Source organism: Amycolatopsis sp. Poz14, from assembly GCF_006704225.1.
Classification (GTDB): Bacteria; Actinomycetota; Actinomycetes; order Mycobacteriales; family Pseudonocardiaceae; genus Amycolatopsis; species Amycolatopsis nivea.
This window is the reverse complement of record NZ_JACLHD010000001.1, coordinates 6,136,430-6,150,488: the sequence shown is the minus strand read 5'-3', so window position 1 is coordinate 6,150,488 and position 14,059 is coordinate 6,136,430. Positions and strand designations below refer to the sequence as shown.

Below are 14,059 nucleotides of genomic sequence, written 5' to 3'. Positions count from 1 at the left end.
CCGTTCCCGTTCTCCCGGAGGAGGAGTTTTCCCGATGACACCCGGCATTCGCGTGTCCGACCGGGGCGCCGTGCGCGTCCTGACCATTCACAACCCCGCCAAGCGCGGAGCGTTCTCCGGCGACATGGCGCCGGCCCTGCTGAGCGAACTGGACCGGGCGGACGCCGACCCGGCGGTGCGAGCCGTCGTCGTCACCGGCGCGGGCGGATGCTTCTCCTCCGGGCACGACCTGCAGGAGGTGCTGGAGAAGCCGGAAACCGCGGGCGATCCGGCGGCGAACGCTGCTTTCGGCAGGCCCGCCGAAATCCTTACGCCGGTCATCGCCGCGGTCGACGGCCCGGCGTACGCGGCCGGGTTCATCCTGGCGCTCAACTGCGACCTGCGGGTCGCGAGCCGGGACGCCCGGTTCTGCGCGGTGGGCGCGGCGATCGGCCTGGTGCCGGTCGGCGGTCAGCTGAGCAGGCTGCTCGACCTGGTCGGTTACCCGGTCGCCTACCGCTGGCTCGCCACCGCCGCGCCGTTCGGCGCCGACGAAGCGCTTCGGCACGGCTTCGTCACCCACGTTCACGACGGCCCGGAAGCCCTCGAAGGAGCACTGGAACTGGCCGACACCATCGCCGCCGTCTCGCCCGCCGTGGTCGCCGCGGTGAAGGCCGGGCTCCGGCACAGCCTGCGTCACGGCACGGACGCCGGGCTGGCGGCGGAACCCGCTCTCGCGGCGCTGGTCCGGGAGTTGCCCGACGGCGGCGAGGGCGTCTCCGCGTTCCTGGAACGCCGTCCGCCCGCTTACCCGGACCACCCCGGCGACCACCACGACCGCATTGCCGAGGTGCTGTCGTGACGACGGTTTCGCTGTCCGGCGAGCGGCTGCGCGAGGACGAGATCCGCGACCTGGCGATCCGGTACGGCGTGCCGGCCAACCCGGTGACGTTCGCCGCGACGGCCATCGAAGCGGGAGCCGCCGCCGCGCGGATCGCTCGCCCGGTCGCGGTCAAACTCGTCGCCGACGGCGTGGTGCACAAGAGCAAGGCGGGCGGCGTGCTGCTCGGTGTCGACCCGCTCGACGTCGTCGACGCGGTCGAGAAATTGTTCGCCGCTCAGACGGGACAGGGCGTCGCGGTGCGCGGCGTGACGGTCGAGCCGATGGTCCAACCCGGCCTGGAGGCGGTGGTCGGCGCGTTGCACGACCCGGGGTTCGGCCCGGTGGTGATGGTCGGGTCCGGGGGAGTGGACGTCGAGACGCTCGGGGACGTCGCGTTCGCGCTCGCTCCGCTCGATCTCACCGGAGCGGTCGCGCTGATCGACCGGACCCGTCTCGGCGCGGTGCTGCGCCGCCGGTTCCCGGACGCGCACGCGGCGCTGGCGGACCTGCTCGTGCGGGTCGGCGGCGCGGACGGGCTGCTGCTGTCCGAGCCGGTAGACCAGGTCGATTTCAACCCGGTCGTCGTCGGGCCGGACGGGATCGTCGCCGTCGACGCCCGCGCGGTGACCAGGTCCCCGGCACCTCCCTCGGCACCGCCGGTCCCTGCAGAGGCTTACGCGCAACTCCGGCCCGCCATCTATCCGGACAGCATCGCAGTGCTGGGAGCCTCGGCCGACCCGGCGAAGATGGGGCACCGAGCTGTGCGCACCCTCGTCGACCAGGGCTTCGCCGGAGCGGTGCACCCGGTGAGCCGGTCGGCGACCGAGATCCTCGGCCACCCTGCTGTGCGGGAAGTCGGTCAGTTGCCCGACGGCCTGGACCGGGCCGTGGTCGCGCTACCCGCCGCCGCGGTGCCGGACGCGTTGCGCGCACTCGCCGCGAAGGGCACGAAAACCGCGCACGTCTACACCGCCGACACCGCCGATCTCGCCGCGGCAGTCGCCGGAACCCAGCTCCGCGTGCTGGGACCCAACTGCATCGGCCACTACACGCCATACTCGCGGATCACGATGATCGACCGGTCGGCTTCCTCGGACGAAACGGGCGGCATCGCGTTCGTGTCGCAGTCGGGCACCTACGCCGGCGATGTCGTGCGCCGCGGCAAGGAATTGGGGCTGCGGTTCAGTTTCGTCAGCTCGGTCGGCAACTGCGACGACGTTTCCCCGTCGGAGTTCCTGGCGTTCTGCGAGGCGGATCCGCGTACGTCGCTGGCCGCGTTCTATCTGGAAGACGACAGCGACGCGGAGCGGTTCTTCACGCTCGCCGCGCAGGTGTCGATCCCGGTGGTGCTGTTCAAGGGCGGCCGGAGCGCGGCGGGCGGCGCGGCGGCCGCTTCGCACACCGGCGCGCTGGCTAGCGATCCCCGGCTGTTGCGCGACGCGGCGTCGGCCGCCGGGGTCGTCCTCGCCGGGAATCTGGACGAACTCCTCGACACCCTGCTGGTCGCGCAGTACGCGCCCGGCCTGACCGGCATCGGCCTCGGCCTGGTCGGCAGCGGCGGCGGGGTCGCGGTCGTCGGTTCGGACATCGCCCACGACCACGGCCTCGTCCTGCCCTCGGTTTCGGCCGAGACAGCGGAATCCCTCGCCCCGTACGACGCTCCCGGCAGCAGTCTGCACAACCCGGTCGACATCCCGATCTGGTCGCTGTTCGACGGTGACCGCTGCTTCACCGGCGCGCTGGCCGCCGCGCTCGCGCGAGATCCGGGCGTTGACAGCCTGTGCGCGTACCTCGATCTCGGGACCGTCTACGACCTGAAGGAGAGCGCGGAAGCCGCCGACCTCGTCACCGCGCTCACCCGCGATCTGCTGACCGCCGATCGCGGCGACGTCCCGCTCGTTTTGGTGCTGCGGACCAGTTTCAGCGCGGAGCAGGACGCGCTGGCCCGCCGCTTGCGCACGATGGCGAGCGAGCACGGCGTAGCCATGCTGGACTCGGTCGAACGCGCGGTGGCCGCGCTGGGGCGGGTCCGCGCGGCCACCGCGTTCCGGAGGAGGTGACCGCATGGCAAGGTTGACCGCGGACCGGCGGGCGCTGGCGTTGATCGCCGTCGCGACGTTCGCTTCGATGAGCGTCTGGTTCTCGGCGTCGTTCGTGGTGCCGCAGCTGCAGCAGCTGTGGCACCTGACGAGCGGAGAATCCTCGCTGCTGACCATCGCGGTGCAGCTCGGGTTCGTGGCGGGAGCGCTCGCGTCCGCCGCGAGCGGCCTCGCCGACGCGGTCGCGCCCCGGAAGCTGATGTGCGCCGGGGCGCTCTGCGCGGCGGTGACGAACCTGCTTCTGTTGTGGGCACCCGGTTTCGGCACCGCCTTGGTGCTGCGGGCGCTCACCGGAGCGTGCCTCGCCGCGGTCTATCCGCCCGCGCTGAAAGAAGTTTCGTCCTGGTTCCGCAAGGGCCGCGGCACCGCGCTCGGCGTCATCATCGGCGCGCTGACGCTCGGTTCGGCCGCGCCGCAGCTGGTGAAGGCGTCGGGCGGGCTCGGCTGGCAGTCGGTGATCGCGGCGACGTCGGCGCTCACCGCGTGCGGCGGGCTGCTGGTGCTGACCGTGCGCGGCACCGGGCCGTACCCGTTCCCGCGCTCGACGTTCCGGCTCCGGTCCGCGCTCCGGGCAGTCCGCAGCCGCCCGGTGATGCTGGCCAACCTCGGCTACGCCGGGCACATGTGGGAGCTGTACGCGATGTGGGCCTGGATCGGCACATTTCTGGCCGGGCTGCAGGGCTTCTCCGGCGGACCGGACGGCGCCCGGCACGCCGCGCTCGCGGCCTTCGTCTGCATCGGAGCCGGCGCGATCGGATGCCTCGTCGGCGGCTGGATCGGCGACCGGGCGGGGCGCGCGCCGTCGGCGTTGATCAGCCTCGTGCTGTCCGGATCCACCGCGGTGGCGCTCGCCCTGCTGCGTGACATGCCGACGCCGGTCGTGGTGGTGCTGAGCGCGTTCTGGGGATTCTGGGTGATCGCCGACTCCGCCCAGTTTTCCGCGCTGGTCACCGAAACCGCCGACCCGCGTTACGTCGGCAGCGCGGTGTCGCTGCAACTGGCGCTGGGCTACGTCACCACCGCGGTGACCATCTATCTGGTGCCGGTGCTGGCCGAATCCGCGTCCTGGAGCGTCGCGCTGCTGGTGCTCGCGGCCGGACCGCTGGTGGGTGTGGTGGCGCTGCTGGCTTTCCGGCGCACCGCTGTTTCGTGAGGACTTGGCGGGGGAGACCACGCGGCAGACGGCAGTGCGGGATCCGCGCTGCGGGCGCGAGCCGCACGGAGCCGAGCTCACCGGCCCCACTCGCTCCGGAGCACCTGCGCGAGTGCGTCCGGTGCTTCCAGCGGCAGGAGGTGGCCGCTGCGGGGAAGGACGGTCATGCTCGCGTGTGCCAGGTAGGGCAGCAGGTTGTCGCGCAGCACCCCGGCCGGTTCCACCCGGTCGTGCTCGCCCGCGACGACCAGGACGGGAACGTCGATGGCGCGGGCCGCGCTCGTGATGTCCTCGGCGATCCCGTGCAGGGGCCATTCGAGGCGCGCTTCCTCGGCGCAGGCACGGGAATCCGCCACGATCCGGGCTTTGGTCTCGTCGTCCAGCGCCGTCGCGGTGAGAACGGTGTCGCGTGCGGCCGCTGTCGACTCGTCGGAGGCGTAGGCGTGCGACAGTCCTTTCTGGTACTCGGGCGTGACCGTCGCGGCGGGCTTGGCCGGTCCGGGCGCTACGAGGACGAGACCGGCGAGCCCGGCCGGACGCGCGGAAGCCGCCAGCTGCGCGACTTTGCCGCCCATCGAATGCCCGACCAGGACGTAGTCGGTCACCCCCGCGTCGGCGATCACGGCCTCGGTGTCGTGCGCGAACTGCTCCAGCGTGTACGGGCCGGGCAGTTCGCGCGAGCGTCCCCAGCCTCGGAAATCGAGGTTCAGCGCGGCGCGGTCCGGCAACCGGTCGAGCACTGGTTGCCAGGTGCGTGCCGAGCCGCCCCAGTAGTGCAAAAATACCAGCACAGGTCCGTCGCCCGGCCGGTAGTCGTAGACCGGAAGCTGGGTCGATGCGGTCGTCACCATGAGAGTTTGTCCTTTGTTGCCAGTCGAGTTGCTTGCCCTTGAGTCAACCGCCCGGTCCGCCTGGGCGCATCGTCGACGCCGGACCTGGCATGGTGAAAAATGGACTGCATGACCGGGATTCGTCAGCTCTCCTACCAGCCGCCGCAGGAGTCCGGCGCGCCGGTGGAGACGATGTCGTTCGCGCAGCTGCGGCGGCTGGACCGCGGCATGACCGAACGCGGCGACTTTCATGTGCTCGCGGTGGTCCGGCGCGGCCACGGCCGGGTTTCGGTCGACTTCGCGAGCTGTCCGCTCGCGGCCCGGAGCGTGGTGTGGATCCGGCCGGGCGTCGTGCACCGCTGGGACGACCTCGGCGACCTGGCCGGAGACCTGGTGCTGTTCGTGCCCACCGCACCGGCCACTCCCGGCAGCCGTGAACTGGCTGCGGACCCGTGGGCGGCGGCGTGCTGGACTGCCTCCGCCGCGCAGTGGCCGCTGATCAACGCCGCGCTCGCGCATCTGCGCAGCGAGGCCGGCGCTGCCCCGCAGGAACGGACCGGCGAACTGCTCGTCGTGGTGTTGTCCGCGCTGCTGCTGCGACTCGCGCCGCCCGCAGCGGACGGCGACTCCGGAGCCGGCCTCTTCCAGCAATTCCGCGTTGCGGTGGAAGAGGATTTCCGGGTCTGCCACGACGTCGCCAGCTATGCCCGCAAGCTCGGGTACGCCCCGAGAACGCTCACGCGCGCCGTCCGAGCGGCGACCGGCCGCAGTGCCAAGGACTACCTGTGCGCACGCTTGGTCCTGGAGGCCAAGCGGCTGCTCGCGCACGACCGGCTCAGCGCGGCGCGGTGCGGGCAACGCCTGGGATTCCCTGACGCCGCGAACTTCTCGGCGTTCTTCCTGCGCCAGACCGGCGTCCGCCCCGGGCAATGGCAGGCAGCGAACCTGGCCCGACGCGAATAGCGTCGCGACGGGTGAGCAAGCGGGCGCTCCGCTGGCCAGAACCCGGCGAAAAGTGTCGTCGTAGCCAGTTATGCGCAGGCGCCCGCGACCTTAGCGTGAAAAGGTGATCATCGTTTCCGCCGTGCTCATCGGCATTGCTTACACTCTGCTCAATTCCTTTCTCGCCGAGCCGTACCGCCGTCGTTTCAACGCGATCATGGTCGCGGGCGCGGGTGCCGCCTACCTGAGCAGCGGCGCGTTCGGCCCGTGGGAGCTGGCGTTCGCCGCCGCGGTGACCTACTGCGCCTACCGCGGTCTGGAATCCTGGGCTTTCATCGGGGTCGCCTGGCTGCTGCACACGACGCTGGACGTGCTGCACCACCTCAAAGGCGCGCCGATCCTGCCGTTCGCGCACACGTCGTCGCTGGGCTGCGCCATCTGCGACCCGGTGATCGCCATCTGGTGCTTCACCGGCGGCCCGTCCGTGAAGGAAGCCCGGGCGAAACTCGTGTCCGTGCGGGCCTGATCCCGCGGCGCTCCCCAGACCGGCCCGGTTTGCTCAGGGCCGGTCTTTGCGGCATCTTTACGCTTGGTGTGCCGGGAAGTCTGGTCGGCCTGCCCGTGCCCAGCCGGGCGACGGGCGGTCCGGTCGACCCCGAGGAGCCCCATGGCGTCAGGCGTGCGGAAAGAAATCGCGAGTTCCGGCGGAGCGGTCCGGTCCGCCGTAGCCTGGGGGCATGCGCGCAGCGGAGCTGGCCGAGGAGTTCCCGGTCGTCGATCTCGATGCGGACGCGTTGGCGGCCGCGCGCCTGCTGGCGGAGCACCGGTTGCCGGGGCTGGTGGTGACGGAAGCTTCCGGCTGCCCGCACACGGTGCTGCCCGCCTCCGACGTCGTGCAGTTCCTGGTGCCGCCTTACGTGCGCGACGATCCGTCGCTGGCGGGGGTGCTCAGCGAGTCGATGGCGGACCGCGTCGCGGACAAGCTGGGCGGGCGCACGGTGCGCGAGTTGCTGCCGGACGAACCGCGCGAGCTGCCGAAGGTGGACGCCGACGACACGATCGTGGAGGTCGCCGCGACGATGGCCCGGCTGCGCTGCCCGCTCGTGGCGGTGATGCAGGACCGGACACTTCTCGGTGTGGTTTCCGCGTCGCGGCTGTTGGAGCACGCGCTGACGCCTCGCTGACCCTGGCGCGGCTGAGCCGGGCGGTCCGCCGGTGAGCACGGTCATCGCGGTCGTCGTGTTCGTGGTGGCGTATGTGTTCATCGCGACCGAGAAGATCCCGAAGATGACCGCCGCGCTGGCCGGGGCGGGCGTGGTGCTCGCGACCGGGGTGAGCGGGTCGGCGGACGCGTTCTTCTCCGAGGACACCGGCGTCGACTGGAACGTGTTGTTCCTGCTGCTCGGCATGATGATCATCGTCGGGATCCTGCGCCGGACCGGGGTGTTCGAGTTCGTGGCGATCTGGGCGGCCAAGCGCGCGAAGGGGCAGCCGCTGCGGATCATGCTGCTCTTGGTGCTGATCACCGCGGTCGCCTCGGCGTTCCTGGACAACGTGACGACGGTGCTGCTCATCGCCCCGGTGACGCTGCTGGTGTGCGACCGGCTCGACATCAGCCCGGTCCCGTTCCTGATCGCCGAGGTCCTCGCCTCCAACATCGGTGGCACCGCGACGCTCATCGGGGATCCGCCGAACATCATCATCGGCAGCCGCGCGGGCTTGGCGTTCAACGACTTCCTGCTGAACCTGACGCCGATCGTCGCGATCGAACTCGTCGTGCTGGGACTGGTGCTGCCGTGGCTGTTCCGCGGTTCGTTCTCAGTGGACCCGCAACGGGTCGCCGACGTCATGGCGCTCAAGGAACGCGAGGCCATCCGGGACCCGAAGCTGCTGCTCAAGTCCGGTGTCGTGCTGCTGCTGGTGTTCGCGGGGTTCGTGCTGCATTCGGTGGTGCACCTGGACCCGTCGGTGGTCGCGCTGCTCGGTGCGGGCTTACTCGTGCTGGTGTCCGGCACGGCGCCGAAGCAGTATCTGGCCGGGGTGGAGTGGGAGACCCTGCTGTTTTTCGCGGGGTTGTTCATCATGATCGGAGCGCTGGTCAAGACCGGGGTGATCGACTGGCTGGCCAAGCTCGCCGCCGGAGCCACCGGCGGGAACGCGCTGCTGGCGGTCTTCCTGATCCTCGGGGTGTCCGCGCTGCTGTCCGGCGTGATCGACAACATTCCTTACGTGGCAACGATGTCGCCGCTCGTGCTGGCGCTGACCCACGACATTCCGGATCCGGCGCACTCCGAAGCGCTGTGGTGGTCGCTGGCCCTCGGCGCGGACTTCGGCGGCAACATGACGGCGGTCGGCGCGAGCGCCAACGTGGTGGTGCTGGGCCTCGCCGCCCGGGCCGGAGCGCCGATCTCGTTCTGGGAGTTCACCAAGAAAGGCGCGATCGTCACGGTGCTCACCGTGCTCGTCGCCGCGCCTTATCTGTGGTTGCGCTACTTCGTGTTCTGATCCGCTCGTCGGAGAAACCTCCGACGGCGGGCAAAGCGGACGAAAACCCTTAGTGCGCTTGGTGTGAGCGATCCCGCAACCATGTCCGTGCGCAATTGTTGCATACTGCATCAATGTCGTCGGGTGAGAGTGCGGGGAAACGCGGGCTGGTCGTGCCGGTGCGCCAGCCGGTAGGCCGGTGGGTGCGGGAGAGCCGGGCGGGGCTGGTCGGGCTGGCGGTGCTGATCGGCGCGGGCGCCGGTTTGGGCGCGGTGGTGTTCCGGTGGTTGATCACCACGTTCACGCACGTGTTTTCCGGGCACGCGGACTATTCGGCGGCCGGACGCGAGGCGCATTCGTGGTTCCCCGCGCTGGGTCCGTGGTTTTTGTTGCTGGCCCCGGTGTTGGCGGGGTTGGTGTACGGGCCGTTGGTGTACCGGTTCGCTCCGGAGGCGCGGGGGCACGGGGTGCCGGAGGTGATGTACGCGGTCGCGGAGCGGGGCGGGCGGATTCCGGTGCAGGTGAGCGTGGTGAAGGCGCTGGCGTCGGCGTTGACGATCGGCTCCGGCGGTTCGGTGGGCCGGGAAGGCCCGATCGTGCAGATCGGATCCGCGCTGGGTTCGGCGCTGGGCCGGGCGGCGCGGCTGCCGGAGTCGCGGCTGCGGGTGCTGGTGGCGTGCGGCGCGGCGGGCGGGATCGCGGCAACCTTCAACGCACCGCTGGCCGGTCCGTTCTTCGCGATGGAACTGATCCTGCGGGATTTCGCGGCGGAGTCGTTCGGGGCGGTGGTGCTGGCGAGCGTGACGGCGAGCGTGGTGGGGCGGGCGGTGCTGGGGAACGCGCCGTTCCTGGATCTGCCGCCGTTCTCGTTGCGGAGTCCGGTGGAGTATCTGCTGTTCGTGGTGCTGGGGTTGGTGGTCGGCGCGTGCGGGGTGCTGTTCACGCGGGTGCTGTACTGGATCGAGGATTTGTGCGACCGGTTGTGGCGGGGTCCGGAGTGGCTGCGCCCGGCGGTGGGCGGGGTGTTCCTGGGCGGGCTGCTGCTGGCGTTGCCGCAGATGTACGGGGTGGGGTATCCCGTGCTGCAGAACGCGGTCGAGGGCAAGTACCTGTTCGGGTTCCTGCTGGTGCTCATGCTCGGAAAGATCGTGGCGACCAGTCTGACGATCGGCATCGGCGGGTCGGGCGGGGTGTTCGCGCCGTCGTTGTTCATCGGGGCGATGGCGGGCACGGCGTTCGGGATCGCGGTGCACTCGTTGTTCCCGTCGGTGACCGCGTCGCCGGGGGTGTACGGGCTGATCGGGATGGGGGCGGCGTTCGCGGGCTCGGCGCGGGCCCCGATCACGGCGGTGATCGTGCTGTTCGAGCTGACCGGGCAGTACACGGTGATTCTGCCGATGCTGACGGCGATCGTGATCGCGACCGCCGTGAGCAAGACTTTGAGCCGGGACACGATCTACACGCTCAAACTGCGCCGTCGCGGCATCGACCTGGACAAACACCCGTCCGCGCAACGACTGGCGGGCACGACGGTCTCCGCGGTCACCGAACCCCTGCCGGAGCCGCTGCGGGAGAACCTGCCGCTGGAACTGGCCGCGCACGCGCTCGCCTTGTCCGGCCACGGAATCCTGCCGGTGATCGACGAGGACGGCCGCTACCAGGGCTGCGCCACCGCCCGCGCGGTCGCCGAGGCGGTGGCCGAGGACCAGGCGGGCCAGGTGGGCGACCTCGCCGAATTGCCGCCGCTGGTGACGAGCGATTCGACGCTTGCCGATGCGCTCGACGCGCTCGCCCAGGCTCCGGGGACCGGGCTTCCGGTGCTGACCGGAAGCGATGAGCTGACCGGGTGGATCACGCACCAGTCGGTGTTGAGCGCGCTGGAGCCCGCGACGGCTAGGCGGTAGCCCGGAGCCCGTCCAGCAACAGGTCCAGCAGCCGACCCGCCATCGGCTTGTGCTCGGCGGAACCGGCCACGGTGAAGATGCCGATGAGCGCGGCAGCGATGTCTTCGGCGGGGACGTCGGCGCGGAGTTCGCCGCTGGCCCGCCCGGCTTCGAGGAGGCCGTCGATGGCCGCGAGAAGTTCGGTTCTCGTGTGGGCGTGGGCGATCTCGCCGGATTCGACCATCGCGAGGAGCGTGTCCAGCATGCCGTTCTTGGTGGCGATCCAGTCCCCGAACAGGTCCATCCAGCGGCGCAGCGCGGCTGCCGGGCCGAGGCGGGCGAGCAGGTCCTCGGCGCCGGCGGTGAGCCGCGAGACCTGGTCCTGGTAGACCGCGTCGACCAGCGACTCGCGGGTGGGGAAGTGCCGGTAGAGGGTGGCGATGCCGACTCCGGCCTCGGCGGCGATCGCGCGCATCGACGGCTCGGTCCCGGCCGCGGCGAACAGCCGGGTCGCGACGTCCAGCAGTTGCCGGCGGTTGCGGGTCGCGTCTGCCCGGGGGGACTTCGCGGCAGCCAAAACGGATCACGCTCCACTTGTGCTAGATTCGAGGACGTAAACGGAGCATAGTCCGTTTCCTGGAATCGGAGGAGCCACGTGAGCGGGAAAGAAGCGAGCCGGGCGGTGCAGTTCGAGGCGTTCGGCGGGCCGGAGGCCCTGAGGGTGCGCGAAGCGCCGGTGCCGCAAGCCGGTCCGGGGCAGCTTCGCGTGCGCGTCGCCGCGGCGGGGCTGAACCCGATGGACTGGTTCATGACCTCGGACGCCGAGACCGCCGCGCGGTTCGGGCTGAGCCTGCCGTGCGGGTTCGGCACCGATTACGCCGGGACCGTGGACCAGATCGGCGACGGCGTGACCGAGTTCGCGGTCGGCGACCGGGTGTTCGGCGGCGCGCTGTCCCGCGCGGTCGCCGACTACGTCGTCGTGGACGTCGCGGGAACCATCGCGGTGGGCGGCGAGGCGCACCGCACCCCGGACGGTGTCGATGACCGCACCGCCGCCGCGCTTGCGATCGCGGGCTGCACGGCGGCCGCGGCGCTGGCGGTGGTCAACCCGGGCCCGGGCGACACGCTGCTGGTCGGCGGCGCGGGAGGCGGGGTCGGCGTGTTCGCTGTCCAACTCGCCCGCCTTGTCGGTGCGCGAGTGATCGGGACGGGGTCGGCGTCCTCGGCCGACGCCCTGCGCGCGCTGGGGGCCGAGCCGGTCGCTTATGGCGACGGCTTGGCCGACCGGGTCCGTGCGCTCGCGCCCGCCGGCGTCACCGCGGCCATGGATCTGCACGGTGCGGAAACGGCGTGGGCGGCCCGCGAACTCGGCGTACCGGACGAACGCATCACCACCATCGCCGGTCAGATCGACGGGATCACTCCGGCGAACGGGGCCAACGCCGCGCCCGGCGCCATCGAGGAGATCGCCGAGCTGGTGGCGGCGGGACGGCTCCGGGTGCCGATCGCGGCGAGCTTCCCGGTCGAGGAGATCCGGTCCGCGGTCGAGCTGCAGTCGGGCCGGCACGTGCACGGCAAGGTCGTCATCGACCTCTGAACGCGGAACGGCTCACGCGCTGGCGTTCCGCAGCCACGGGTAACGACCCGAGTCCGCGTCGCCGTAGTCCGGGTCGAGATAAATGTGCAGGCGCTGGATGCGGCCGTCGCGGATTTCGAACACATTGCAGAAGCGGCCGCCCAGTCCCTCGGTCGCCCGCCACGAGGTGCCGTCGGCGAGCACGCCGTGGGTGATGCCTTCGACGACGATGTGATCGCCCTGCTGAATGTAGTTGAAGTAGGGCACCTCGTGGACGATCGAGGAGAACAGCACGAACACGTCCGCGAACAGCTGCTTGATCTCGGCGATGCCGCGCGCGGGTTCGTGCTTCGGGAAGTAGACGTAGGCGTTGTCGGCGAAGAGGCCGAGGAAGTCCTCGCCCGCGTCCATGTCCTTGAAATACGTTTCGGCGATTGCCTTGCGGTCGACGGTGACTTCGTTGTGCACCATGACATTTCCTTCCGGTTATCGAGCAAGCACCTGGCGGAGCACGTCGCGCAGCGTCCCGAGGGGATCGTCGGCGAGGTCGGCGCTGCGCCAGGCGACGTGGTGGTCCGGGCGGACAAGCAGGCAGCCGCGTTCGCTGATCTCGCGCACGCGCTCCCAGTCGCCCAGCGGGTCGGTGTATTCGCAGCCGAGACCGATCTGGCGGGAAGCCAGTTCGATCCCGAATTCGGTGGCGAGCTTGGCCGCCGCTTCCAGCCAGTCCTGTCCGCCGATGCCGGTGAGCACGGTGAACTGGCCGTGACCGGTGATGTCCATAGTGGACACGGGAGTTCCGGCGTGTTCGAGCCACGCGTGCGGCAAGCGGGCGCCGGGCTGGGTGGTGGCCTGGTAGTACAGCTCCGGGTCGCGGGCGGGGGACGGCCATGGCGTGCCGTCGGAGGCTACCGCGGCCGAGGCGTAGCGCTGGCCGAGTTCGACGCCGTGCGCGTTGAACTGGTAGTTCTGCAGTTCGACTGCCGCGCGCAGTTCGGCGCGGCGGGCGCGGCCGTCCGGGGTGTCCGCGGTGAGGCCGTCGAGGCTGCGCCATCCCTCCTCGGAAGTCTGGCCGGGACGGAAGCCGAATGCCTGCGAAATCGGCCGCATGTCCTCGACGCTGCGCATAGCGCGGTCGACCACCTGCTTGCCGACCGGCTGCCGTTCCGCGTCGTAGGTGTCCAGCAACGCTTCCCCGGCCTCGCCGCGGACTACCGCGGCGAGTTTCCAGGCCAGGTTGAACGCGTCCTGCACCGAGGTGTTCGTGCCGAGGCCGTTCGCGGGCGGATGCCGATGCGCGGCGTCCCCGGCGAGGAACACGCGGTCGCGCCGGTACGAACGCGCGACCAGGTGGTTGATCTGCCATTCGCTGACGGCCTTGATCCGGACCTCGACGTCCGGGTCGCCGATGATGGTCGACGCTCGCGCGCGGACGGCGTCGGGGGAGAGGTCGGGCTCGCCTTCGGCCGGGTCGTACATGAAGAGCATGACCCATTCGGTCCACGGTTTGACGCAGATGAACGTGCCCGAGCCGACCCAGTAGTCGTTGCCCGGCTGGCACATCCAGTACAGCGTCCCGGGCCGGTGCGCGGTGTAGCGGGTGAGATCGGCTTCCAGCCACACATTCGCGGCGCGGCCGAGCCCGGACTCGCCGTCGAATACGAAGCCGAGCTGGTCGGCCACGGTGCTGCGGCCGCCGTCCGCGCCGATCGCGTACCGCGCGACGATTTCCTGCTCAGCACCGGTTTCCCGGTTGAGGACCACCGCGTGGACCGCGTCCGCCATCTGCGAGATCCGCACCAGTTCGGTCGAGAACCGGAGGTAGGCACCGTGCCGCTCGGCTCCCGCGCGGAGCACCGGCTCGAGGATGTGCTGCGGGATGTTGCACATCGCGCTGGGGCTGGCGGCAGCATAGTCGGCGTGCCGCGCGGTGCCGCTGCCCCAGGTCTTGAGCCGGGCCAGTTCCTGTCCGGCGAAGCTGGTCGCCCAGACGTTGTCGCCCATGAGCTCGTTGGGCACCGCGACTTCCCGCACGGCGTCCTCGATGCCGAGGTCGCGGAAGACTTCCATGGTGCGCTGGTTGGTGATGTGGGCCCGCGGGGAATGCGCGGTGCCCGGGTATTTGGTGATCGTGACGGCATGCACGCGCTGCGCGGCGAGCAGGGCGGACGCGGTCAGGCCGGCGGGGCCGGCGCCGACCACCAGTACGTCGGTTTCGAAAGAAGGCATG

General features: G+C 70.8%; 13 protein-coding genes. 9 read left to right on the top strand and 4 right to left on the bottom strand.

Translation table 11 applies throughout. From position 1 onward, the window contains the following. Window positions 1-34 precede the first annotated feature (34 nt). From FKO37_RS28800 to FKO37_RS28790, 3 genes are read left to right on the top strand one after another with little or no spacing between them, the layout of a single operon-like run. Window positions 35-841 (top strand): enoyl-CoA hydratase/isomerase family protein, encoded by an 807-nt coding sequence (locus tag FKO37_RS28800; protein ID WP_037806373.1) that lies wholly within the window; start codon window positions 35-37, stop codon window positions 839-841. Continuing rightward, a complete protein-coding gene (locus FKO37_RS28795; RefSeq protein WP_238606524.1) occupies window positions 838-2,922 on the top strand; it encodes an acetate--CoA ligase family protein in 2,085 nt (694 codons plus the stop codon). The genes FKO37_RS28800 and FKO37_RS28795 overlap by 4 nt, the downstream gene beginning before the upstream one ends. A 4-nt stretch (window positions 2,923-2,926) precedes the next feature. Continuing rightward, entirely contained in the window at window positions 2,927-4,114 is a 1,188-nt protein-coding gene (locus tag FKO37_RS28790; protein WP_037806370.1) for a nitrate/nitrite transporter, read from the top strand. Between the two features lie 77 nt (window positions 4,115-4,191). On the opposite strand, the gene FKO37_RS28785 is transcribed toward FKO37_RS28790, so the two are convergent. Then, window positions 4,192-4,965: an alpha/beta fold hydrolase gene (locus FKO37_RS28785; protein ID WP_238606523.1), complete on the bottom strand. Its 774-nt coding sequence runs from the start codon at window positions 4,963-4,965 to the stop codon at window positions 4,192-4,194. A gap of 108 nt (window positions 4,966-5,073) precedes the next feature. Here FKO37_RS28785 and FKO37_RS28780 point away from each other — a divergent pair, with 108 nt between their 5' ends. From FKO37_RS28780 to FKO37_RS28760, 5 genes are all read left to right on the top strand, one after another. Further along, window positions 5,074-5,907, top strand: coding sequence for an AraC family transcriptional regulator (locus tag FKO37_RS28780; RefSeq protein ID WP_238606522.1), 834 nt, complete (start codon window positions 5,074-5,076; stop codon window positions 5,905-5,907). Between the two features lie 106 nt (window positions 5,908-6,013). Beyond that, window positions 6,014-6,412: a DUF6010 family protein gene (locus FKO37_RS28775; RefSeq protein WP_370318142.1), complete on the top strand. Its 399-nt coding sequence runs from the start codon at window positions 6,014-6,016 to the stop codon at window positions 6,410-6,412. A gap of 211 nt (window positions 6,413-6,623) precedes the next feature. Next, on the top strand, window positions 6,624-7,070 hold the full coding sequence (locus FKO37_RS28770) for a CBS domain-containing protein (RefSeq protein WP_238606521.1): 447 nt from the start codon (window positions 6,624-6,626) through the stop codon (window positions 7,068-7,070). A 31-nt stretch (window positions 7,071-7,101) separates the two neighbouring features. Continuing rightward, window positions 7,102-8,391, top strand: coding sequence for an ArsB/NhaD family transporter (locus FKO37_RS28765; RefSeq protein WP_238606520.1), 1,290 nt, complete (start codon window positions 7,102-7,104; stop codon window positions 8,389-8,391). A gap of 113 nt (window positions 8,392-8,504) precedes the next feature. Then, entirely contained in the window at window positions 8,505-10,274 is a 1,770-nt protein-coding gene (locus FKO37_RS28760; RefSeq protein WP_238606519.1) for a chloride channel protein, read from the top strand. On the opposite strand, the gene FKO37_RS28755 is transcribed toward FKO37_RS28760, so the two are convergent. Continuing rightward, window positions 10,264-10,830 (bottom strand): TetR/AcrR family transcriptional regulator, encoded by a 567-nt coding sequence (locus tag FKO37_RS28755; protein ID WP_238606518.1) that lies wholly within the window; start codon window positions 10,828-10,830, stop codon window positions 10,264-10,266. The two genes, FKO37_RS28760 and FKO37_RS28755, sit on opposite strands and share 11 nt — an antisense overlap. A 78-nt stretch (window positions 10,831-10,908) precedes the next feature. On the opposite strand from FKO37_RS28755, the gene FKO37_RS28750 reads away from it, so the two are divergent. Beyond that, the gene (locus tag FKO37_RS28750) at window positions 10,909-11,850 is read left to right on the top strand and encodes an NADP-dependent oxidoreductase (RefSeq protein WP_238606517.1); all 942 of its coding nucleotides are present in this window, start codon (window positions 10,909-10,911) and stop codon (window positions 11,848-11,850) included. Window positions 11,851-11,862: 12 nt separating this feature from the next. On the opposite strand, the gene FKO37_RS28745 is transcribed toward FKO37_RS28750, so the two are convergent. Both FKO37_RS28745 and FKO37_RS28740 read right to left on the bottom strand, forming a co-directional pair. Further along, the gene (locus FKO37_RS28745) at window positions 11,863-12,300 is read right to left on the bottom strand and encodes a nuclear transport factor 2 family protein (RefSeq protein WP_037806362.1); all 438 of its coding nucleotides are present in this window, start codon (window positions 12,298-12,300) and stop codon (window positions 11,863-11,865) included. Between the two features lie 15 nt (window positions 12,301-12,315). Continuing rightward, the gene (locus FKO37_RS28740) at window positions 12,316-14,058 is read right to left on the bottom strand and encodes an FAD-dependent monooxygenase (protein ID WP_238606516.1); all 1,743 of its coding nucleotides are present in this window, start codon (window positions 14,056-14,058) and stop codon (window positions 12,316-12,318) included. Window position 14,059 lies beyond the last annotated feature (1 nt).